This window comes from Nocardia arseniciresistens (assembly GCF_046764875.1).
GTDB classification, from domain to species: Bacteria; Actinomycetota; Actinomycetes; order Mycobacteriales; family Mycobacteriaceae; genus Nocardia; species Nocardia arseniciresistens.
Genome location: NZ_JBKORD010000001.1, coordinates 96421 through 119071 on the forward strand (window position 1 = coordinate 96421; position 22651 = coordinate 119071).

General features: G+C 66.9%; 22 protein-coding genes. 13 read left to right on the top strand and 9 right to left on the bottom strand.

Features of this window, described 5'->3' with window-relative positions:
* Positions 1-8: 8 nt before the first annotated feature.
* The 6 genes from ACLMAJ_RS00450 (at position 9) to ACLMAJ_RS00475 (ending at position 6484) form a co-directional block, all read left to right on the top strand.
* Positions 9-389 carry a DUF3499 domain-containing protein gene (locus tag ACLMAJ_RS00450; protein WP_412011993.1) on the top strand — a complete coding sequence of 127 codons (381 nt, stop codon included), beginning with the start codon at positions 9-11 and terminating at the stop codon, positions 387-389.
* A gap of 54 nt (positions 390-443) precedes the next feature.
* On the top strand, positions 444-1820 hold the full coding sequence (locus ACLMAJ_RS00455; protein ID WP_412011415.1) for a phosphomannomutase/phosphoglucomutase: 1377 nt from the start codon (positions 444-446) through the stop codon (positions 1818-1820).
* 88 nt (positions 1821-1908) lie between these two features.
* Positions 1909-3120 (top strand): tobH protein, encoded by a 1212-nt coding sequence (locus ACLMAJ_RS00460; RefSeq protein WP_412011416.1) that lies wholly within the window; start codon positions 1909-1911, stop codon positions 3118-3120.
* On the top strand, positions 3120-4343 hold the full coding sequence (manA, locus tag ACLMAJ_RS00465; protein ID WP_412011417.1) for a mannose-6-phosphate isomerase, class I: 1224 nt from the start codon (positions 3120-3122) through the stop codon (positions 4341-4343). Before ACLMAJ_RS00460 ends, manA begins: the two co-directional genes overlap by 1 nt.
* A gap of 209 nt (positions 4344-4552) precedes the next feature.
* On the top strand, positions 4553-5473 hold the full coding sequence (locus ACLMAJ_RS00470) for a cation diffusion facilitator family transporter (RefSeq protein ID WP_412011418.1): 921 nt from the start codon (positions 4553-4555) through the stop codon (positions 5471-5473).
* Between the two features lie 90 nt (positions 5474-5563).
* Positions 5564-6484, top strand: coding sequence for a cation diffusion facilitator family transporter (locus ACLMAJ_RS00475; protein WP_412011419.1), 921 nt, complete (start codon positions 5564-5566; stop codon positions 6482-6484).
* 1 nt (position 6485) lies between these two features.
* Here the strand turns inward: ACLMAJ_RS00475 and ACLMAJ_RS00480 are convergent, their stop codons facing one another.
* The gene (locus ACLMAJ_RS00480; protein ID WP_412011420.1) at positions 6486-7952 is read right to left on the bottom strand and encodes a phytoene desaturase family protein; all 1467 of its coding nucleotides are present in this window, start codon (positions 7950-7952) and stop codon (positions 6486-6488) included.
* A 72-nt stretch (positions 7953-8024) separates the two neighbouring features.
* Entirely contained in the window at positions 8025-8603 is a 579-nt protein-coding gene (locus tag ACLMAJ_RS00485; protein WP_412011421.1) for a TetR/AcrR family transcriptional regulator, read from the bottom strand.
* A 112-nt stretch (positions 8604-8715) separates the two neighbouring features.
* Here ACLMAJ_RS00485 and ACLMAJ_RS00490 point away from each other — a divergent pair, with 112 nt between their 5' ends.
* On the top strand, positions 8716-9147 hold the full coding sequence (locus tag ACLMAJ_RS00490; RefSeq protein ID WP_412011422.1) for a DUF4267 domain-containing protein: 432 nt from the start codon (positions 8716-8718) through the stop codon (positions 9145-9147).
* 67 nt (positions 9148-9214) lie between these two features.
* Here ACLMAJ_RS00490 and ACLMAJ_RS00495 read toward each other — a convergent pair whose 3' ends face one another.
* Positions 9215-10573 (bottom strand): cation:dicarboxylate symporter family transporter, encoded by a 1359-nt coding sequence (locus ACLMAJ_RS00495; protein ID WP_412011423.1) that lies wholly within the window; start codon positions 10571-10573, stop codon positions 9215-9217.
* Between the two features lie 211 nt (positions 10574-10784).
* Here ACLMAJ_RS00495 and ACLMAJ_RS00500 point away from each other — a divergent pair, with 211 nt between their 5' ends.
* Positions 10785-12302 (top strand): sensor histidine kinase, encoded by a 1518-nt coding sequence (locus ACLMAJ_RS00500; protein WP_412011994.1) that lies wholly within the window; start codon positions 10785-10787, stop codon positions 12300-12302.
* Positions 12299-12997 carry a response regulator gene (locus tag ACLMAJ_RS00505; RefSeq protein WP_412011424.1) on the top strand — a complete coding sequence of 233 codons (699 nt, stop codon included), beginning with the start codon at positions 12299-12301 and terminating at the stop codon, positions 12995-12997. Before ACLMAJ_RS00500 ends, ACLMAJ_RS00505 begins: the two co-directional genes overlap by 4 nt.
* Before the next feature lie 26 nt (positions 12998-13023).
* Here ACLMAJ_RS00505 and manB read toward each other — a convergent pair whose 3' ends face one another.
* The 3 genes from manB to rfbD form a co-directional block, all read right to left on the bottom strand.
* On the bottom strand, positions 13024-14103 hold the full coding sequence (gene manB, locus ACLMAJ_RS00510; RefSeq protein WP_412011425.1) for a mannose-1-phosphate guanylyltransferase: 1080 nt from the start codon (positions 14101-14103) through the stop codon (positions 13024-13026).
* Positions 14104-14154: 51 nt separating this feature from the next.
* On the bottom strand, positions 14155-15045 hold the full coding sequence (locus ACLMAJ_RS00515) for a glycosyltransferase family 2 protein (RefSeq protein WP_412011995.1): 891 nt from the start codon (positions 15043-15045) through the stop codon (positions 14155-14157).
* Between the two features lie 92 nt (positions 15046-15137).
* Positions 15138-15995: a dTDP-4-dehydrorhamnose reductase gene (gene rfbD / locus ACLMAJ_RS00520; RefSeq protein ID WP_412011426.1), complete on the bottom strand. Its 858-nt coding sequence runs from the start codon at positions 15993-15995 to the stop codon at positions 15138-15140.
* Between the two features lie 144 nt (positions 15996-16139).
* Between rfbD and ACLMAJ_RS00525 the strand changes: the two genes are divergently transcribed.
* From ACLMAJ_RS00525 to ACLMAJ_RS00535, 3 genes are all read left to right on the top strand, one after another.
* Complete coding sequence (locus ACLMAJ_RS00525; protein WP_412011427.1) at positions 16140-17648, top strand: LCP family protein; 1509 nt, start codon at positions 16140-16142, stop codon at positions 17646-17648.
* Positions 17649-17651: 3 nt separating this feature from the next.
* Positions 17652-18371 carry a TIGR03089 family protein gene (locus tag ACLMAJ_RS00530; RefSeq protein ID WP_412011428.1) on the top strand — a complete coding sequence of 240 codons (720 nt, stop codon included), beginning with the start codon at positions 17652-17654 and terminating at the stop codon, positions 18369-18371.
* A gap of 170 nt (positions 18372-18541) precedes the next feature.
* Positions 18542-19858 carry a cytochrome P450 gene (locus ACLMAJ_RS00535; RefSeq protein ID WP_412011429.1) on the top strand — a complete coding sequence of 439 codons (1317 nt, stop codon included), beginning with the start codon at positions 18542-18544 and terminating at the stop codon, positions 19856-19858.
* Between the two features lie 11 nt (positions 19859-19869).
* On the opposite strand, the gene ACLMAJ_RS00540 is transcribed toward ACLMAJ_RS00535, so the two are convergent.
* Positions 19870-21447, bottom strand: a complete 1578-nt coding sequence (locus ACLMAJ_RS00540; RefSeq protein WP_412011430.1) for a carboxylesterase/lipase family protein — start codon at positions 21445-21447, stop codon at positions 19870-19872.
* 154 nt (positions 21448-21601) lie between these two features.
* On the opposite strand from ACLMAJ_RS00540, the gene ACLMAJ_RS00545 reads away from it, so the two are divergent.
* On the top strand, positions 21602-21829 hold the full coding sequence (locus ACLMAJ_RS00545) for an FmdB family zinc ribbon protein (RefSeq protein ID WP_412011431.1): 228 nt from the start codon (positions 21602-21604) through the stop codon (positions 21827-21829).
* 26 nt (positions 21830-21855) lie between these two features.
* Here the strand turns inward: ACLMAJ_RS00545 and ACLMAJ_RS00550 are convergent, their stop codons facing one another.
* On the bottom strand, positions 21856-22131 hold the full coding sequence (locus ACLMAJ_RS00550; protein ID WP_412011432.1) for an Rdx family protein: 276 nt from the start codon (positions 22129-22131) through the stop codon (positions 21856-21858).
* A gap of 17 nt (positions 22132-22148) precedes the next feature.
* The gene (locus ACLMAJ_RS00555) at positions 22149-22538 is read right to left on the bottom strand and encodes a YchJ family protein (protein WP_412011433.1); all 390 of its coding nucleotides are present in this window, start codon (positions 22536-22538) and stop codon (positions 22149-22151) included.
* Positions 22539-22651 lie beyond the last annotated feature (113 nt).

Genomic DNA, 22651 nt, shown 5'->3' on the forward strand with positions numbered 1-22651 from the left:
TGATCCCGATGCGTCGTTGCTGCCGACCAGGCTGCAAGAATCAAGCAGTCGCGACGCTGACCTATGTGTACTCGGACTCGACGGCAGTGGTCGGTCCGCTGGCCACCGTTTCCGAGCCGCACTCCTGGGATCTCTGCGAAACACATGGTTCGAGAATCACCGCCCCGAAAGGTTGGGAAATGGTTCGCCACGAAGGCGGATTCTCTTCCAGCACACCGGATGACGACGATCTGACGGCACTCGCCGAAGCGGTACGCGAGGCGGGGCTACGCCGGCGCCCGCCCGAGCATGATCAGCGCGGCTATTCCGATTACGCCCCTCCGCCGCAGCGCGCTACCCGCACCGGCCGCCGTGGACATCTGCGAGTGCTGCCCGACCCACCGAGCTGACCAGAGGCCGGGACCGTGTCAGGGGTGTCTCAGGCAACCACTAGGGTGGTTCCCATGACAGTCGCGCGCTCTGCCGAATTCGTGAACGCGGTGATCAAGGCTTACGACGTTCGCGGAGTGGTCGGTGAACAGATCGACGCGCAATTCGTAAGGGACGTAGGAGCTTCCTTCGCGAGGCTGATGCGCGCCGAGGGCGCGACCCGCGCGGTCATCGGACACGACATGCGGGATTCCTCGCCGGGGTTGGCCACCGCTTTCGCCGACGGCGTCCTCGATCAGGGCCTCGATGTGATCCACATCGGACTCGCCTCCACCGACCAGCTCTACTTCGGCTCCGGCAGCCTGGAATGTCCCGGCGCGATGTTTACCGCCAGCCATAACCCGGCCCGCTACAACGGCATCAAAATGTGCCGCGCGAAGGCGCTGCCGGTCGGTCAGGACACCGGCCTCGCCACGATCAAGAGCGAAGTCATCGAGGGCGTTCCCGCCTATGAGGGCACGCGCGGCACCGCCACCGAGGTCGACCTGCTCGCCGACTACGCGAAGTACCTGCGCGGCATTGTCGATCTCGACGAGGTCCGCCCGTTGACCATCGCGGTGGACGCGGGCAACGGCATGGGCGGGCATACCGTGCCCGCCGTACTCGGCACACTGTCGCAGCTGAAGATCGTGCCGCTGTACTTCGAACTCGACGGCTCGTTCCCCAACCACGAGGCGAACCCGCTCGATCCGAAAAACCTGGTGGATCTACAGGATCTGGTGCGCGCGTCCGGGGCCGACATCGGCCTCGCCTTCGACGGCGACGCCGACCGCTGCTTCGTTGTCGACGAGAAGGGCGACCCGGTGTCACCGTCGGCGATCACCGCGCTCGTCGCCGAACGCGAGTTGGCCAAGGAACCGGGCGCGGTCATCATCCACAACCTCATCACCTCGCATGCGGTGCCCGAGCTCGTCACCGAACTCGGCGGTACTCCGGTACGCACCAGGGTCGGCCATTCGTTCATCAAGCAGGAGATGGCGTCCACCGGCGCGGTATTCGGCGGCGAGCACTCCGCGCACTACTACTTCCGCGACTTCTGGGGTGCGGATTCCGGGATGCTCGCGGCGCTGCACGTGCTCGCCGCGCTCGGCGAGAAGGACCGGCCGATCTCGGAGCTGATGTCGTCGTATGCAACATATGCGGCCTCCGGAGAGATCAACTCCACGGTGGCGGACGCAAAGGAGCGGACGATGGCTGTCGTCGAGGCATTCGGAAGCCGGACCGTTTCGGTGGACCGGCTGGACGGGGTGACCGTGCAGCTGCCCGAGCACGCCTGGTTCAATCTTCGCGCGTCGAATACCGAACCGTTGCTCAGGCTGAACGTCGAAGCCCGATCGCCGGAGGAAGTAGACGCACTCGTGACCGAGATTCTGAGCATCGTTCGCTCCTGACTGGAATAGTGGAATCACAGGCCGTGGATTCGCCCGATCTGGGTTCGGTGTGGATGGCACAGCGCGATGAGGGGAGGTGGGACACCCGATGATCGCTGGAACACCGGTACTCGACCTCGACGATGCGGCTTCGCTCGAGGCAGCCGATGCGGGCGGCGCCCTGCGTTCGGCCGCTTCGGGCGGCGCTCAGGTGCGCGCCAGCGCCGCAGACGTCGCCGAGAATGTGCTCGCGCGCCTCGCGGACCTTCGACCGCGCAGCGTGGTGCTCGTATCCGGCGCGGGCAGAGCGGCGCGCGCCGCTGCCATCCTCGTCGCCGCGCTCGGCGATCGGGCGAGCTTGCCCGTCGTCTCCGTCGCTTCGCTACCGCCATGGGTCGGCCCGCTCGATGTGGTCCTGGTCGCCGGTGACGACGCGGGTGATCCGCGCCTGATCGACGCCGTCGACCGCGCGGTGCGCCGCGGCGCCGAAGTGGTGGTCGCCGCTCCGCTGGAGGGACCGCTGCGTGCCGCCGCCGCCGGCCGTGCCGCCGTGCTGGCGCCCCGGGTGCGGGTGCTCGATCACAACCGGCTGCTGCGCTTCCTGGCGGCGGGAATCGCGGTCCTGCGGATCGTCGACCCGACGCGAGCGGGGGCCGCGGTGCCCGACCTGACCGAACTCGCCGATGTGCTCGACGCGGAGGCACTGCGCGACGGACCGCACAACGAGATCTTCCGCAATCCCGCCAAGACGCTCGCCGTGCGCATGCACAAGCACGGGGTCGTATTCGCAGGGGACTCCCCCGCGACGGCCGCCCTGGCCGCGCACGGCGCCGAGGTGCTGCTGCTTTCGGCAGGGCGGCCGGCGGCCGCGGTCGACCTGGCCGAGGCCGTCGCCGCCAATCCCCGAATAGTCGAGGCCGCAGGACAATCCGCGCCGAACTTCGATCCGATGTTCCACGACGAGGAACTCGACGGGCCGGTACCGGTGGAGCGCATGCGGGTATTCGTGCTCAGCTCCGATGCCGATCAGTCCGCGGCGCGGCGCAGGCTGGCGGTGTTCGGTGCCGCCGGGTCCGGGCTGGTGGACGCCGACCTGGTGCGCGCCGATGTCGACCTGCTGCACACCACACTGACCGACCCGTCCATCCCGACACCGGTAAGGCGAGCCGAACCCGGGGTCGGTGACAGCGGCATGGGCACCGAGCTGGAGCAGCTCGCGGTGCTTGCACTCAGACTCGAAATGGCCGCCGCCTATCTGCGGCTGATCGGTTCACACGGCAGCGCGTCCGAGGACCAAGAGCAGTTCGGGGGACGCTACTAGTGCACGAACTCGTTGGTGCGCTGCGTTCCTACGCCTGGGGTTCGCGCACCGCGCTCGCTCAGTTGTGCGGCCGACCGGTACCGTCCGCGCATCCGGAAGCCGAACTGTGGTTCGGTGCGCATCCCGCCGATCCGGCACACGTGCGCATCGACGGGCACACCCGGTCACTGCTGGAGCTGCTTTCGGCCGACCCGGATCGGGAATTAGGCTCCGCCGCAACGGAATTCGGTGATCGGTTGCCGTTCCTGTTGAAGATTCTCGCCGCCGAGGAGCCGCTGTCGCTGCAAGCACATCCGAGCTCGGCGCAGGCGCATGCCGGGTTCGAGCGGGAGAACCTGGCGCGGGTACCGTTCGACTCGCCGATGCGCAACTACCGCGATGGGAACCACAAGCCGGAGCTGGTTGTCGCGCTGGATCGGTTCGAGGCGCTCGCCGGGTTCCGTGAGCCGCTGCGCACCGTCCGACTGTTCCGCGCGCTGGATGTGCCCGGCTTGCATCCCTATGCGGATCTACTTGCCGCCCAACCGGATTCGGCTGGTCTGCGGACCCTGTTCACCACCTGGATCACGCTGCCGCACGCCGCACTGAGCAAGCTGCTCCCCCAGGTGCTCGACGGCTGCGTGCAGTACCTGTCGTGCAGCACCGAGGGCCGCAAGGAATTCGTTCCCGAGGCCCGCACCGCGCTCGAGCTCGCAGAGGCATACCCCGGCGACGCCGGAGTACTGGCCGCGCTGCTGCTCAACCGGCTGACCCTGGAACCCGGGCAGGGTCTTTACCTCGCGGCCGGCAATCTGCACGCCTACCTGCGCGGACTCGGCGTCGAAATCATGGCCAACTCCGACAATGTGCTGCGCGGCGGTCTGACGCCGAAGCATGTCGATGTGCCGGAGCTGCTGCGGGTACTGGATTTCGAGCCGATCGACCTGCCGGTGGTGCTACCGGAACCGGTCGGCGACGGATCGGTCCGCTACCGGGCGCCCGCACGGGAATTCGCACTGCGCCGCTACGACCTGACCGCGGGCTCCGCGCAGGTACCGCTGACCGCGGCGGGCCCTGGCATCGTGCTGTGCACCTCGGGCACGGTGCAGCTGCTGCACGACGACGAAAAACTTGTGCTCGCCCGGGGCGCGGCGGCCTGGATCTCGGCCGCCGACAACGATATTCGCGCCCAAGCCGTCGACGGAAACGCGCAGCTGTTCTGTGCCGGTGTCGGCTCTGTGTAATTGACTGGTCTCGCTTCGCTCGGAAGAAGGGGTCGTGCCCAGTGGGCGCGTATGGGGTTTTGCGACCCTGTCGCACGCGCTCCACACCAGTCGCGGGTGGGTCGCCGCGCATGGTCGCTCGTCGGACTTGCTCCGAAGTGGGTGTGGGTCTTGGTGACAGGCTAAGTTAGCCAAGATCGGACAGAGCGCGGAGAGAGGACCGAAACCGTATGTCGGCTGGTGGTGGCAAGAAGGCGATCCTCGCGGCGTTGTCGGCGAACGCGGGGATCGCGGTGGCGAAGTTCATCGGCGCGGCGATCACCGGTTCGGCGTCGATGCTTGCCGAGGGCGTGCACTCGGTGGCCGACACCGCCAATCAAGGTCTGCTGCTGTTCGGTCAGCGCCGCGCCGAGCAGGAGGCCGACGAGCTGCACCCGTTCGGGTATGGGCGCAATCGCTACTTCTACTCCTTCATCGTGGCACTCGTGCTTTTCACGCTCGGCTCGGTCTATGCCATCTACGAGGGCATTCACAAGATCCAGCATCCCGAGGAGCTGAGCTCGCCGATCGTCGCGGTCGTCATCCTCGGCCTCGCGGTCGCATTGGAGGGCTACAGCTTCCGCACCGCCGTCCACGAATCCAGGCCGCTGAAGGGCAATTCGAGCTGGTGGCGGTTCATCCGCAACTCGCGAAGCCCGGAGCTGCCCGTGGTGCTGCTCGAGGACAGCGGCGCGCTGATCGGCCTGATCTTCGCCCTGGCCGCGGTCGTACTGACCATGGTCACCGGCGAGCCGATCTGGGACGGCATCGGCACGCTTGCCATCGGCATCCTGCTCGGCGTCATCGCGCTGGTGCTGATAGTGGAGATGCAGAGCCTGCTCATCGGCGAGGGCGCGACCCCGGACGAGGACCGCGCCATCCGCGCGAACCTGGTCGACGACAGTCGCATCGATCGAGTGATCCACGTGAAGACCCAGTATCTCGGACCCGAGGAAATGCTCGTCGCCGCCAAGGTGGCGATCGCACCGGGATTGGACATCGAAACTATCGCCGCCGCCATCGACGCCGCCGAGGCTCGGATCCGCGCCGCCGTGCCCGCGGCGCGGATCATCTATTTGGAGCCAGATCTGTACCGTACGCAGCACGTCTGAGCAGATCGCCCGCGGTGGCGGGCGCTGTTGGGCTTCGGGGTCCGTGTCGACACCGGTGACCCGCACCCGCGCCGGGTAGCGTTGAACTTCATGGCCGCGAGTGGCAGCAAGAAGGCGATTCTCGCCGCGCTGGCGGCGGACGCCGGTATCACCCTGGCGAAATTCGCCGGCGCGGCGCTCACCGGTTCGGCCTCGATGCTCGCCGAAGCGATGCACTCGGTGGCCGACACCGCCAACCAGGGCCTGCTATTGATCGGCAGGCGTCGCGCGAAACAGGTACCCGACGCCCTGCACCCCTTCGGGTACGGCCGCAATCGCTACTTCTATTCGTTCGTCGTCGCCCTGGTGCTGTTCACCATGGGCTCGCTGTTCGCCATCGATGAGGGTCTGCACAAAATTCGGCACCCTGAGGAGCTCACCGATCCGCTCATCGCGATCGGCATCCTCGTCATCGCGATAGTTCTGGAATCCTTCAGCCTCGCAACGGCGAAACGGGAATCACGCGTGCTCAAAGGCAGCGGCAGCTGGTGGCGGTTCATCCGCAACTCGCGCAATCCGGAGCTGCCGGTGGTGCTGCTGGAGGACAGCGGTGCGCTCGTCGGTCTCGGATTCGCTTTCGCTGGTGTGGGATTGACGATGCTGACCGGTGACGCGCGCTGGGACGGTATCGGCACCTTGGCGATCGGCCTGCTGCTCGGCGCGATCGCGGTGATCTTGATCGTCGAGATGAAGAGCCTGCTCATCGGCGAGGGCGCCACCACGCACGAAGACCGCGCCATCCGCGCCAACCTGGTCGACGGCACGCGCATCGACCGTGTGATCGATCTGAAGACCCAGTATCTGGCTCCGGACCAATTGCTCGTCGCCGCGAAGATCGCGATCGTGCCCGGACTGCATATCGCCGATGTCGCCGCCGCCATCGACGACGCCGAGGCCCGGGTGCGCGCGGCGGTTCCAACCGCGAAAGTGATGTACCTGGAGCCGGACCTCTATCGCGCGTCCCCGAGGTGATTCAGGCCGATACCTGCGGCGCGCGCAGTAGCTCCAGCGGATCGGTGTCGATGCCGAATTCGTCGCGCAGCACGTGCCCGGCGGCGTGCAAGCCGTTCATGCCGTGCACGCCGGGACCGGGCGGAGTCGCTGCCGAACAGAGGTAGACCCCGGGCAGCGGTGTCGCGTAGGGGTTCCATCTCGGCGTGGGGCGGAAGAGAGTCTGACGCAATGTCATCGCCCCCACGGAGATGTCACCGCCGACGTAATTGGAATTGTGGTCGGGCATTTCGGCGCCCGTGCGGACGTGCGAGGCCAGGATCAGGTCGCGGAAGCCGGGGGCGAAGCGTTCGACCTGTTTGATCACGGACTCGGTCATGTCCCTGGTCGAACCGTTCGGGACGTGCGCGTAGGTGTAGAAGGTGTGACCGCCCGCCGGGGCACGGGACGGATCGACGACGCCGGGCTGGATGGCGAGCACATACGGTCGCGCCGCGTGTTGTCCTGCGGCGATGGACCTTTCGGCGGCCATCGCTTGTACGCGCGTGCCGACGAGGTGCAAGGTCCCCGCCAGATCGCAGCCCTCGGCCTGCCACGGCACCGGTCCCGACAACGCGAAGTCGACCTTGCACGCGGCGCCGCCGTAACGGACGCGGCGCAGGCGCGCGGCGTAGCGGTCCGGCAGGTCGGTACCCGCGATGCGCAGTAATTCAGCTGGGGCGGTGTCCAATACGACCGTTCGAGCATCGCCGAACTCTGCCAGTGAGTCCACCCGGTGATCGGTGACGACGCGTCCGCCCAGACGCTCCAGCTCGGCGATCAACGCATCCGGAATCGCCTGACTGCCACCACGCGGGAGCACCCAGCCGCCCGCGTGCGCGAGCGTGCCGAGCAGCAGTCCCGCGCCGACGGCGGGAAGGGCGCGCGGCGGGGTGATCGCATGTGCGGCAACGCCGCTCAGCAGAGCGGGCGCGGCCGCCTCGCGAAATCGCATGTTCCATAAAGGCGATCCCTGCTCCATCATGCGCAGGCCGAAGCGCACCGCGGTCGGCAGATCCGCGGGAATGCCGCGCAGATCCGACATCGCCAGGTCGACGACTTCGCTCCAGCGCTCGACCAGCGGTCCGAAGAGCGAACGCCATGCCGCGCCGTCACGGCCGAGATCGTGCACGGTCCTGTCGAGATCGCGCCAGGCCAATCCCGCCGCACCACCGTCGAGCGGATGCGCGTAGGACACCTGCGGCGCAAGCAGTTCCACCCCGTGCGCCGGCAGATCGAACGCACGGAAGAACGGCGAGGCCAGCGCCATCGGGTGCGCACCCGCGCATACGTCGTGCCGATAACCGGGCACGGTCAGTTCGGCGGTCCTCGAGCCGCCGCCCGCGGTGTCCTGGGCCTCGTACACCTCCACGTCGAGCCCGGCCCGCGCGAGGATCACCGCCGTAGCGAGTCCATTCGGTCCGGATCCGACGACCACAACATCAGACATACCGACCACTCTGCCCTGCCCGCCGCTCGGACGCCGCTATGTGCCTTCCACGACACACTCTCGCCGCCGTCCTCACCCTTGCCCGGATGTCCACAGATTCATGAAGACCTCGATGCGCTGTTCGCGCAGATCCGGTCGCAACCGTCCGCTGCGATCCAAGGTCGCGGCCCCATGCAGAGCGCTCCAGGCCACCTCCGTTCCGGCTTGTAAGTCGTTCGCGCCGACGAAGGGTTCGTACGCGGCCTCGATCTCGCCGAACGCATCCTTCAATGCCTGTGGGGCTTCGGGACCGAATTTCAGATCGGTATGCATTACGAACATCGCGTCGTAGCGAGCCGGGTTGGCGGTCGCGAAGTCCAGGTAGGCGCACGCGACCCGCTCCAGCGCGTCGGCCGGTGTCGAACCACTGGTACGCGCCGCGCGCAACGTCACCGCGAGGTCGGCGCAGCCCTGCTCCGCGACCGCCGACACAATGGCCACCTTGCCGGTGAAGTGGCTGTAGAGCACGGGCTGGCTGTATTCGATGCTCTCGGCGAGACGGCGCATCGTCACCGCCTCCCAGCCATGCGCCTCGGCGAGTTCGCGGGCGGTGTCGATGATCCGCTGGTGCCGCTCGGCACGTTCGCGTTCCTTGCGATTCTGGATGGTCATATAAGAAATACTAGCAGCGCTAGACAAACTATCGAAGATCATCTACTGTTGCTCTCATACCTAGCAACGCTAGATCACAGAGCATCGAGAACGCGCACCAAGGAGCAATCTGATGAACATCTCCCGCATCGCCACCGGCCTTTCCCTCATCGGCGCGGCCTTCATCCTCTACATCGGCATCAGTTACCTGGTCGCCCCCGAGGCCATCGCCACCGGATTCGGGCTGCCGGAATGGCCGAAGGGCGACGCGGTCGCGTTCATGAACCTCAAGGGCGTCCGTGACACCGTCTCCGGAATCCTGATCCTGGCCCTGCTCGCGATGCGGCAGCGATTCGCGCTCGGCATCGTGATGCTGGTCATCGCGCTGATCCCCCTCGGCGACATGCTGACAGTGCTCAGCTGGAACGGCTCGGCGGGCACCGCCTTCGGCGTCCACGGCCTCACCGCCGTCCTCGTCGCCCTCGCCGGCGCACTGCTGATCCGCGAGCACAGCACGGCGAACAAGACCGTCACCGAGCCGGTGGTCGCCGCAGTCGCAGCGTGATTCAGACCATGTACCACCACGAAGGGGCCCGCAGATCCTGCGGGCCCCTTCGTATTCGGGTTGCAGCCTATGCCGTGACCAGGTCTTTGGACTCGGGCTCGGGCTGCTGGCGCGGATCATGGGCGTCATCGACCATGGTCCGCTCGTCGAAGGGCAACTTGCGGTCGAGGACCATGGCAACCCGGTCGACATCGACCGTCTTGGTCCAGGTGCCGACCAGCAGCGTCGCGACTGCGTTGCCGGAGAAATTGGTGACCGCGCGTGCCTCGGACATGAAGCGGTCGATACCGACGATCAGGCCGACACCGTCGAGCAGGTCGGGGCGGTGGCTCTGCAATCCGCCCGCCAGCGTCGCCAAACCCGCGCCTGTCACGCCCGCGGCGCCCTTCGACGCGACGATCATGAACACCAGCAGACCGATCTGTTCGCCGATGGCGAGCGGCTTACCCATCGCGTCGGCGATGAACAGCGAGGCCATGGTGAGGTAGATCGCGGTGCCGTCCAGGTTGAACGAATATCCGGTCGGCACAACGACACCCACTGTGGTGCGCTCGACGCCGAGGTGTTCCATCTTCGCGATCAGTCGCGGCAGCGCGGACTCCGAGGACGAGGTGCCGATGATCAGCAGGTACTCCCGGGCGAGGTAGCGGACCAGCTTGAAGATCGAGACGCCGGAAACCGTCCGCAGCAGCGCGCCGAGCACACCGAAGACGAACACCAGGCAAGTCAGGTAGAAGGCGATCATCAGCAGCGCGAGCTGCTTCACCGCGTCGAGCCCGGTCTTGCCGACCACGTTCGCGATCGCACCGAAAGCACCGATCGGAGCCAGCCACAGGATCATCGACAGGATCCGGAACACCAGCTTCTGCAGCGTCGCCACCCCGCGCAGTACCGGCTCTCCCGCCGTTCCCATGGCCTGCAACGCGAATCCGACCAGCAGCGCGACGAACAGGGCTTGCAGCACGCTGCCCGCGGTGAGCGAGGAGACCAGCGTCGTCGGAATGATGCTCTGGATGAACTCCCAGGTGCCGCCCGCGGCGTGTGCCTGGTCGGCCAGCTTCGCGCCCTGCTTGGCGGTCTCCTTGATGTTCATACCCGTGCCCGGTTGCAGCAGATTGCCGACCACGAGACCGATGCCGAGCGCGATGGTCGACATCACCATGAAGTATCCGATGGCAAGGCCGCCCACCTTGCCGACGGTCGCCGCAGCACGCACCGAACCGATGCCGAGCACAATGGTGCAGAAGATGACCGGTGCGATCATCATCTTGATCAAGTTCACGAACATGGTGCCCAGTGGCGCCATCGACACACCGACACCGGGAGCTAGCCAGCCGACCAGAATTCCCGCTCCGACGGCGACGATGACGGCTAGATACAGCCAATGGGTACGGTCGCGCCGCTGGTGCTGCGTTTTGTCGCTCATGGCGAGTCTGTCCTCTTCAGTGGTACCGGCGTGAGGTGGGTCACGACCCCTTGTGCACAATGTTGTCTATCGGAGTGATGCCGGTCACGCTTTGGTGCATATCGTTCAACGAACACAGAGTTCAGGTTTCAGCGGAGGACAGTTTGTGAGGCGCGGTCGGGTATCCCTTGCCGGGCAGGCGTTCGTTCTGCAACTGGTGGTACTCGCGCTGATGATCAGCATCGGTGCGGTACTCGCGGTACTCGATGCTCGCCACGACAGCGACGTGACGACCACCCGCGAGGTCACCGACGTCGCGGTGGCGGTCGCGCAAGCACCGTCCACCCTCGCCGCCGTGCACTCCCCCGACCCGACGGCGCTGCTGCAACCGGTGACCGAGCGGATTCGCAAGGACACCGGCATGGACTTCATCGTGGTGATGGCGCCGGACCGGACCAGATTCACCCACACCACCCCCGAACTCATCGGCCAACCCTTCAGCGGCAATATCGAACGCGCGCTGGCCGGGCAGACGTTCACCGAGACCTTCACGGGCACGCTCGGACCTTCGATACGCGCGGTGACGCCGATCTACGACAACGGTCGCGTCGTCGCCCTGGTATCGGCGGGTGTGACAAGGGCCCGCATCGGCGACCAGGTCGCCACCCAACTGCCGGTGATCCTCGGCGTCGCGGTCGCGGGCCTGCTGGTCGCGGCCGCGGGTTCCTTCCTGCTGAGCCGTCGGATCCGCCGCCAGACCCACGGCCTCGCGCCGGACGAGCTGCGCGCCATGTACGAGCAGCACGACGCGGTATTGCACTCGATCCACGAGGGCCTCGTGGTGTTCGGTCCGTCCGCCGAGCACGCCGAAGTCGTCAACGACCAGGCACGCAAGCTGCTCGACCTGCCGTCGGGCCCGGTGCGCCGCGCGGACCTTCCGCTGTCGATGCAGCAGATGAGCTGGGGCGTGGTTCGCGATGAGATGCATGTGACCACCGACCGGATACTGCTGGTCAACCAGGACGTGGTGACCTGGGAGGGTCGGCCGATCGGCACCGTGATGACCATCCGTGACCACACCGAATTGCGAACCGTGATGGGCGAACTCGATTCCGTGCGCGGATTCGCGGAATCACTGCGCGCACAGGCACACGAATCGGCCAACCGGTTGCACACCGTGGTCACCATGGTGGAACTCGGCCGCTATCGGGAGGCCGTGGAATTCGCGACCGCCGAACTCGAACTGTCCCAAGCGCTCATCGATCGGCTGCTCACCTCGGTCGGCGACCCCGCGCTCGCGGCCCTACTGCTCGGCAAGGTGAACCAGGCCGCCGAACGCAGCGTCGAACTGACCATCTCCGAAGACACCGCCCTCGACTCGACCGCGCCGTTGTCCGCGCACGAAACGGTGACGCTGGTCGGCAATTTGATCGACAACGCCATCGACGCCGCCGCGGACGACACCGACGGCTGGGTGGAAGTGTCGATGCGCCAGCAGGATTTGGTGGACGGGGCCGTCACAGACCAGGATTGCGCGCTGTACCTGCACGTCGCGGACAGTGGCCCCGGCATGTCCGCCGAGACCTTTGCCCGTGCCGCCGAACGCGGTTACTCCACCAAGGCCGACCATCAAGGACTCGGCCTGGCACTGGTGCACCGGCTGGTCGTCCGATACGGCGGCGCGATCCACACAGAGCGAGATCCGGAAAGCGCGATCTCCGTGACGATTCCACGAAAGGTCGAACCATGATCCGGGTCCTGATCGTCGAGGACGAACCCCTCATCGCCGAGGCGCACCGCGCCTACGTCGAACGCATGCCCGGCTTCACCACGGTCGGTATCGCGCACACCGGTCGCGACGCGATGCGCTCCGCCGCCGACGCCGCGGCCGAGGGCACCCCGATCGACCTGGTACTCATGGACATCGGTCTACCCGATGCCAGCGGCCTCGACGTCGCCGCCGCACTCACCGGACTCGCTCCGCGCCCCGACGTCATCGCCATCACCTCGGCACGCGACCTGGCCATGGTCCGCACGGCCGTCTCCCACGGCGTCATTCTCTACCTGCTGAAACCGTTCACCTTCGCGGCGTTTCGCGAAAAACTCGAGCGCTATCACGAGTTCCGCACCGCGCTACCCGCAGGCGATATCGCAGTCTCGCAACACGATGTCGACCGCGCCCTCAGCGCCCTGCGCACCTCCGACCAACGCGCCACCGCCCCGAAAGGCGTTGCCCCACAGACCCTCGACGAAATCTCCCGAGTGGTCCGCGACGCCCCCGAAGGCGTCACCGCCGCCGACACCGCGACGTCCATCGGCGTCTCCCGCATCACCGCATGGCGCTATCTGGAGAAACTCGCCGAAGACGGCTTGGTCGACCGCCGCTCCGACTACGGCAGAGCGGGCCGCCCCAAAACCCGCTACCGCTGGAAGATCCGAAGCTAGGACTGTCGACGACGGCAGCCGAGCCGCTACACGTCGGTGGAAAATCGGATACCGCCGTCGGGGATGTCGACGCCGGGCCAGACGCGAGCGCCGCGAAGTAGCTCGCAGCGGGCACCGACATTGGCGCCGTCGCCGATGACGGCATCGCGGACCAGAGCGCGTGGGCCGATACGAGCGCCGAAGCCGATGATGGAGCGTTCGACGGTAGCGCCTGCTTCGATGCGGGCACCGTCGAAGAGAACCGCGCCGTCGAGGCGAGCGCCCGCGCCGACCTCGGCGCCGCGGCCGACGACGGTGCCGCCGATGAGCAGCGCGCCCGGCGCGACGCCCGCGCCCTCGTGGATCAGGAATTCGCCGCGCTGGCCTGGCAGTGCCGGCGAGGGGGCGATGCCGCGTACCAGATCGGCGGAGCCGCGCACGAAGTCCTCGGGTGTGCCCATGTCACGCCAGTACGCGGAGTCGACGTGGGCCTGCACGTGGGCGCCCTCGGCGAGCAGCGCGGGGAAGACCTCCCGCTCCACCGAGACCGGGCGTCCCGCCGGGATCTTCTCGATGTATTCGCGACGGAATACATAACAGCCCGCGTTGATCTGATCGGTCGGCGGATCCTGCGTCTTCTCCAGGAACGCGGTGACCCGGCCGTGGTCATCGGTCGGCACGCAGCCGAAGGCACGCGGGTCGCTGACCCGGACCAGATGCAGCGTCACATCGGCCTTGGTCGACTCGTGGGTGTCGAGGATGCCGCCGAGATCGGTGCCGCCGAGCACGTCACCGTTGAACACCATGATGTTGTCCGCGCGCAGCTTGGACAACACATTGCGGATACCGCCTCCGGTGCCGAGCGGCTCGGTCTCGGTGACGTACTCCAATTCCAGGCCGAGCTCCGACCCGTCGCCGAAATGCTCCTCGAACACCTCCGCCTTGAAGGAGGTGCCGAGCACGACGTGGTTGATACCGGCCTCGGCGATGCGGGCGAGCAGATGCGTCAGGAACGGCAGTCCGGCCGTCGGCAGCATCGGCTTCGGCGCAGATAGGGTCAGCGGACGCAGCCGTGTGCCCTGCCCACCGACCAGAATCACCGCGTCGGTGCCTGCGTTTCCTGCCATCGAGCTCCCCTGTTCACAGTGGATTGTTCGGCCGCGCGCCTCTTGGCGCGGCTAGCTTTGCGCCTGTTGGCGCAGCGCAGATCGAACCGCAATCCGTGAGCGAATCGCAAGTCCAGCGCGCAGAGCCAGCCGCAACGGCGCCTGCCACCAGTGCGGATGCCGATCGGCTTGGAAACGGTATGCGCTCGCGTGGTGCGCGGGCAGCATCAATTCCGGGTGGCGCCCCGCGGCGTGTCCCTTGGCGTGGGTCACCTCGGCGGAGGGCACGAACACATTGTGCCAACCGGCGTTACCCATCCGGTCACCGAAGTCGACATCCTCCATGTACATGAAGTAGCGGGAGTCGAATCCGTCGATGGAATCGAAGGCCGCACGCCGTACCAGCAGGCAGGATCCCGACAGCCAGCCGACTGCCCGCTCGGAGATCTCCTCGTTTTCCTGCCGGTAGCGCCGCGTCCAAGGATTCGACTTCCACACCGTGCCGAGTATCGCGTGACCAGCACCGTCGAGCAGGCCGGGCACCGAGCGCGCCGACGGGTAGGTGCTGCCGTCCGGTTCGAGCACCTTCGGGCCGAGCGCGCCCGCGCGCGGCCAGCGCTTCGCGGCGGCGAGCAGCTCATCGATGGAATCGGTGCCCCAGCGGATGTCGGGGTTGGAGATGATCACGAACTCGGCGTCCGGATCGATCTCCGCGACGGCTCGGTTGATCGCGCCGCCGTAGCCGATATTGCCGCCGGTGCGCAGCAGGCGCACGTGCGAATTCGCCTCGGCCGCCAGCTCCGGGGTGCCGTCGACCGAACCATTGTCGGCGAGAATCACCTGTGGTTTCTCGCTGGTCGCCTCGGCCAGCGTGGTGATGAAGTGCTCGAGGTGCTCGCCGGGTGAATAAGTCACGGTGACGACGACAAGCCCGCCCGCGGCCGCGGCGTCGGAGGCACTCACAACCTCCGCCGCGCTCACGCTCGGCTCCGGTATGACCGCCGGGACGGCTGTTTCTTCGATTGGCTCACTGCGCTCGCTCACGACCACCCAGCCTAGTCGGACACCCGAGACAACGCGTCCTCGAGTGCTTCCCGCCAATCTCGCAGCGGACCGAGCCCCGCGCTGATCCAGGAATCGTTGGACAACACCGAATATGCCGGGCGCCGTGCGGGTCTCGGAAACGCGGTCGAGTCACACGGCCGTACGCGAGCGGGATCGGCGCCGATTCCGGCGAATACCGCCTGCGCCAATTCGAACCAACTCGCCTGGCCCGCGTTGGTGGCGTGCAGCAGTCGGGGCGCGTCCGGTCGGCCGACGAGTTCCAGCAGTCCCGCGGCCAGGTCGCCCGCATAGGTCGGGGAGCCGATCTGATCGTCGACCACGTCGATGGTGTCGCGTTCGCGTTCCAATCGCAGCATGGTGGCGACGAAATCACTGCCCGCTCCCGCGTACACCCACGCTGTCCGCACCACGTGCGCCTGCGGCGCCAACGCCGATACCGCCTGCTCGCCCGCCAATTTGGAACGCCCGTACGCCGTTGTCGGCCCGGTCGGATCGGTGGTGTCGTATGGCCGATCGTGGGTGCCAGGGAACACGTAGTCGGTCGAGAGATGGATCAGCCTGGCACCGGCGGCCGCGCAGGCGGCGGCGAGGACGGCGGGTCCGGTCTCATTGCCTGCGAAGGCCGCGTCCGGATCGGCTTCGGCTTGGTCGACGGCCGTGTAAGCCGCGCAATTGAGCACCACGTCACCGTTTTCGACGATCGCGCGCACGGCGGCGGAGTCGGTGATGTCGAGTTCGCGGTGACCGAAGGCACAGGCAGCGGGTGCGCGGCGGAGGATCTCTCGCCCGAGCTGCCCACCAGCGCCCGTCACGATCAGGCGTCCTGGGGCGGCGGTATCTGCGGTCACGGCGGCAAGTCTGGCACGCCGTCACACCTGAGGTTGATGTCTACGGCGGTAACCGTTGGATAGCCTTGCTGGACGGGCACGGGGGGCTTACCGGAAATGGGGCGGGCGGGCGCTGTCTGGAAAGAACCTGAGATAGTCGAGAGGATGCAGAAGTTGCCGCAGCGGAGCAGGACGTCGGCGCAATCGCGACTTTCCGGCGCTGGCGCCGGAGCGGGCGCGTTCGGTCCGCTGCGCGTGTTCATCGCGGCGGGCGCGGTATTGGTTCTCGTCATCACCGGTTTCGCCTGGCACAGCGTCGATTCGCTGATCTCCAATATCGAACGCATCGGCGACCTCGGCTTGGGCGGTGGCCGCGACGGTGCGGTCGATATCCTGCTCGTCGGCGTCGACAGCCGCACCGACGCGCACGGAAACCCGCTGCGCGACAACGAACGTGCGATGCTGCACGCGGGCGACGAGGTCGGCACCAATACCGACACCATCGTGCTCATGCGCGTCCCGAACGACGGCCGCTCCGCCACCGCCATCTCGATCCCCCGCGACTCCTACCTCGATATCCCGGGCCTCGGCAAGGGCAAAATCAACTCCGCCTACGGCGCGACCAAGGAGACCGAGCGGCTGAAATTGATCAAAAGGGGCGTTTCGGAGGCCGACGCGGAGAAGCAGTCCACCCAGGCAGGACGGCAGGCGCTGATCAAGTCGGTCGCCAACCTGACCGGCATCACCGTCGACCACTATGCCGAGGTGAGCCTGCTCGGCTTCGTGCTGCTGACCGACGCGGTCGGCGGGGTCGATGTGTGCCTGAATCAACCGGTCGACGAATGGATGTCCGGCGCCGACTTCCCCGCGGGCCGCCAGCGGCTCGACGGCCCGCAGGCCCTCAGTTTCGTGCGCCAGCGCCACGATCTGCCGCGCGGTGACCTGGACCGGATCGTGCGCCAGCAGGTCTTCATGGCGCAACTGGTCGGCCAAGTGCTCAATGCGAAGACACTTGCCAACCCCAGCAAACTCGGGCAGCTCAGCGATGCCGTCGGGCGCACTGTCGTGTTGGACGACAACTGGGATGTGCTCGCGTTTCTGCAACAGCTACAGGATCTTTCCGGTGGTCAGGTGAAATTCGAGACGGTGCCGGTCACCGATTTGAACTACATGACCAGCAATGGCGAATCGGTGGTCCGCGTCGATCCCAAGGCCGTCAAGACCTATGTGTCCTCGCTCGTCGACGGCAAGTCCGAAGAGCCCGGACAGGACCCGGTCGACACAAGCGCCATCAGTGTCAGCGTGCTCAACGCCAGCGGCATCGGCGGACTCGCCGGGCAGGTGGCGCAGGCGCTGGCAACGAGGGGCTTCCACGAGGGTCTGGTGAGCAACTACACCGGCCCGAGCGTCACCAGCAGTCGCGTACTCGCCGCGAACACTTCGGATCCGAAGGCCAAGGCGGTGGCGAAGGCGCTCGGCGGGCTGACGGTGATCGCCGACCCGTCGTTGTCACCGGAATCGATCAGCGTCGTACTCGCGAGCGACTATTCTGGTCCGGGCTCGGCTGCGAGCAGCATGTTCGACATCTCCGGGACGTCGTCGGCCACCGCAACGCCGGTCCCGCCCGCCCCACCTATCGACGCAGGCCAGACAGGACCGAAATGCGTGAACTGAACGATGCGTGACAAAGCCAAGGCACTGACCCTCACCGAGGCGGTGCTCGATCCGATCCTCGAACGCGAGCCCGCGGGTCCCCGCGTCACCTATTACAACGATGCCACCGGTGCCAGGATCGAACTGTCCGGGCTGACGCTGGCGAACTGGGCGGCCAAGACCGCCAACCTGGTTCGCGACGAGTTCGGCCTGAGTCCCGGCGCGCGGGTTGCGGTACTGCTGCCCGCGCACTGGCAGACCGCGGCGGTATTGCTCGGCTGCTGGTGGGCGGGTACCGAGGTGGTACTGCGGCCCGATCCCGACGCTGATCTGGCACTTGCCACGGCCGAGCGACTCGACGAAACCGACGGTGTCGCCGAGGTTGCCGCTTTATCGCTGGACGCGTTCGGTATGCCGGTGCGTGACCTGCCGATCGGCATCACCGATTTCGCCACCTCGGTGCGCGTGCACGGTGACCAGTTCCTGCCACGCGGTACCGGTGTCGCGCTGGATGGCATGCCGGTGTCCGAGGTGCTGGCCGAGGCCAAGAAATCCGCTATGCGGCAAGGGTTTTCCGAGGGTGACCGGGTGCTGTCGAGCGCGTCGTGGGATACCCCCGCGGAGCTGATCGACGGGCTGGTCTCGGTGCTGGCCGCTGGGGCCTCGCTGGTTCAGGTGGTCAATCCCGACCCGACCCAGTACGACCGGCGCGCGGAATCGGAGCGAGTGACCGTTCGGCGTTGAATCCCCGCGTTCGCCGCGATGACTGCCGCGGCAGCTGGGACAATCGATCGATACGTGGCGTGGGCGACTCCTACCGCGGTATAGGTGGTCATCCGACCAGGGGACGTTCCACAGCCGCGCATGAATCCGTACGGTGGGTGTATCGCACAACGTTGGGGTTGGTGAGAGATATGAAGCCGCGATATTGGTTCCGTTGGTTGTCGGTGCAGGGCGCTCCCCGGTTGGTCTTGCGAATGCATGTCCGACGTGGTGATCGGTTCGCGGAACTGATGGGTGGGCCGGATGGCTTCGCCGATCCGTATCCGCTCATCGAACACCTACGCGAGCAGGTGAAGCGCGGGCCGAGCAGGTTCCTGCGCACTCCCATCGCGTTGGCTGCCTTCGACCACGATCTGTGCCGAGCCATTTTGCGGGACACCCGTTTCGGCGTGCGCACCACCGAGAGCTTCAACATTCCGAAGCCACTCCAGAAGCTCGCGGAACGTTTCCCGATGCCGCCGAGTCCGGTCGAGCCACCGTCGATGCTGGTGATCGACCCGCCGGAGCACACGGCGATGCGCCGCCCCGTCTCCTCGGCCTTCACACCGCGCGCCATCGGCAGGCTGCGCGACCGCATCGAAACCGTCACCGAGGAACTACTCGACGCGCTGCCGTCGGGCGGTTCGGCCGATCTGATCGAATCCTTCGCCGCACAGGTTCCCATCGCGATCATCTCCGAAATGCTCGGATTTCCCGAACGGGACCGAAATCTCTTCCTCGAGTGGGGCGACAAGGCAACCCCGCTGCTCGACGTCGGGATCTCCTGGAGCGCATTCCGCAGCGGGGTCGACGCGATGGATGTGATGAACGGGTACCTCGACGAGCACATCGAGCGCCTGCGTCGCGAGCCGGGCGACGATATCCTCAGCAGCCTGGTCACCGCGGGCGAACTGGATACCTTCGCACTGAAGGCGACCGCGAGCCTGCTGATGGGCGCCGGATTCGAAACCACGGTGAACCTCATCGGCAACGGCGTCGCCCAACTCGTCGCCCACCCCGAACAACTGGATCGCCTGCGTGCCGAACCGGAACTGTGGCCCAACGCCATCGAAGAGGTGCTGCGCGTCGATGCACCGGTACAGACCACCGCACGCACCGCCCTGTCCGATATAGAGCTCGAGGGCCTCTCGATACGCGAAGGCAGCACGATCGTGCTGTCACTGGCGGGCGCGAACCGCGACCCCGCGGTCTTCACCGATCCGGCGACCTTCGATATCGCCCGCCCGAATGCCAAGGAGCACCTCACCTTCAGCAGCGGCGTGCACGCCTGCCTCGGTGCCAGTCTGGCCCGGATGGAGGCCACCTACGCACTGCAATCGCTCTTCGACCGCTTCCCCGACCTCACCCTCGACGGCCCACCGCAACGCCGGAAGCTGTTCACCCTGCACGGTTATGAGCGCATGCCGGTCCGATTGGGTAGGCGCGCAACCACTCCGTCAGCGGTCTAGACGGATACGGCTCAGCTGAAGCCGACCGCCTGTTCGCCCCACGCCGTGTGTAGCTCACGGTCGGGGTTGTCCACAACGCGGTCGACGGTGTCGATCAGCAGTGTGGTGCGATTCGACGGACGGTAGGGCGGCCAGTGTTTCGACCCGTCGATGGCCGCGGGTACGCCGTGGGTGGCGAAGGCCAGCCAGCGTCGCATCATCCGCCCAGATACCTCGGTGGCCACCTTGCGGCCACCGAGCCAGAAGGTCGGGTCGTGATTGAAGGTGCCGAAATTGCCGAAGACGTACGGCAATTCGGTGGCATGGCCCGCCCCGACGCGGGCGGCCTTCAACATCGGCGTCGCGTGGTCGAAGCGGTACAGCCAGGTCGGTGAGTGCTGTGCGTGCGCGTCGGCCACCCAGTGCGCGGGCATCCGGAATGCCGCGTCGGTGGACATGGCGAGCGCGCCGCGGGTTTTGTCGAGATCGGGATAGGCCGAGGTGATTTCGGCGATGCGCTCGTGCGACATCTCGGGATGGCTCGCGGCGACGTCGCGCAGCATCGCGTTCACCGCGTCCGGCGTCACCGGCATGATCGGCGAACGGAATACCCGGAACAGCGACGCCTCGTCCCTATTGGTCCCGATCATCAGCGGCACCCGGTGCGAGCGCCCGTGCTGGAAGCGATCGATCGGGTAGGTCGGCAGCAGAACACCATCGACAACGGGGGCCGCGGCCAGCCTGCCCGGCTCCTTCAACGGGATCTCGTCGAGCAGCAGGCCTGCCGCGGTCACTATCCGTTCGAGCGGGCACTCGAGCAGTTCACCCACCCGGGATTCGGGCAGGTCCAACAGTTCCAGGAAACGCTGTGCGACACCTGCCGCGCGCGCCTGGCCGAATACCGTTGTCGCGGGTGGACTCTGCGCGATGGCTTTGTGGAACAGCCCCGCCGAACGCGGCGAGGTCAGCAGCGCTGTCACACATCCGGCGCCGGACGACTCACCGAACAGCGTCACATTGCCGGGGTCGCCGCCGAATCCGGCGATGTTGTCGCGCACCCACTCCAGCGCGGCGATCTGGTCGTGCAGACCGAGATTGGGGGTGAAGGCGTCCGAAAGCGAGGACAGATCGAGAAAGCCGAGTGCGCCGAGCCGGTAATTGACACCGACCACCACGACGTCACCCGTTTCGGCCAGCTTGCGTCCATCGTAAATGCGCTGCGCCGCGGTACCGAGGCAGTACGCGCCACCGTGCACCCACACCAGCACCGGCCGTGGTTCACCCGTCTCGGTGGCGTGCGGCGGCGCCCAGACATTCAGCCAGAGGCAGTCCTCGCCCATCCGGAGCTCGGAATCGACGGGGACCATCGGGCCGAGGGTCTGCGGGGCGATGTCCCCGAATGTCACGCAGTCTCGAACCCCGTCCCACGGTTGCGGGGGCATCGGTGGCCGAAACCGGTCGGGACCGGCAACGGGTGCCGCGTACGGGATGCTGCGCCACACTGCGACAGGGCCGTCCCAGCGGCCACGCACGTGCCCCGACACCGTTCGTGCGGTAGGTCCGGGGGCGCCCACATCCGAGCTCGGTTCCGTCTCGAACTGAGTGCTCATCTTCCGCACCTCCTGTCCACGACGCCGGCCGGAATGCCGCGAATTTGCTCCGCCCGGGTCCGGAACCTCGTGATCTCTGCTTCGAGAGTACGTCGATGCCACGAGCGGGACGGGTAAGACGCGGTTAACGGCTGCGTGACGGTACGCTGGAGCGATGCCGAGTTACAGCTTCCGTTGCCGCAGCTGTGGCGACACCTTCGACGTGAATCGCCCGATGGCGGAGTCCTCGAACCCGGCCACCTGCCCGAGCGGTCACGACGACACGGTCAAGCTGCTGACCACGTTTGCCACGGTCAACCGGGGTGGCACCGGCACAACGCAGCCCGCGGCCGCACCGCCTCCCTCGGGCGGCGGCTGTTGCGGTGGCGGCTGCTGCGCCTGACGCGCAGCACGCACCGCGAGACCTGCTCAGTCGCGTTTGTCGGCGTGGCCGAGATCACGATCCGGCGCGACCAAGTCACGCACCCGCTGCTTGAGCACCGCGATATCGGGGAACCCGCCGTCGGCCTTGCGTTCCCACACCTGCTCGCCGTCCACCGTGATGCGAAAGACGCCGCCGGTTCCTGGGACGAGCGCGACCTCGCCGAGGGCGGTTTCGAAGGTGCTCAACAGTTCCTGCGCCATCCAGCTCGCCCGCAGCAGCCAACGGCACTGGGTGCAGTATTCGATCGCGACGCGTGGCATAAGTGGCACGCTACCGGTCACTGTTCGACCACGCCGTCCAGGTAGACCCACGCGCCGTTCTCCCTGCGGAACCTGCTGACCTCGTGCAGCGATCCACGAACATCGTCGGCCCGGTAGTGCGCGATGAACTCGACGACCCCGATGTCGTCGAACGGACCGCCGCGCTCGGTACGCACGATCTCCAAGAACAACCACCGCTGCCCAGGATCGAGCTCGAGCTCCACGGGCCTGGTGCTCGGATGCCACGAGCGCCGAAGATAATCGACATCCCCCGTCGCGAACGCCGTGTACCTCGATCGCATCAGCGCCTCGGCGGTCGCGGCAGCCCGCTCCCCCGCAAGCACCGGCCCGCAGCACTGTTCGAACGGCTCCCCTCGCCGACACGGACACGCCTTGGCTTCACTCATACCCGAATCGTCCAAGCCCCGAGAATCGAGCATCACGCCGGGTCACCCGAATCCGTCCTGTCGCCCATGACCGTTCGCTCAGCGGACCACGGCCGCAGCTGTCCCCTCGGTCA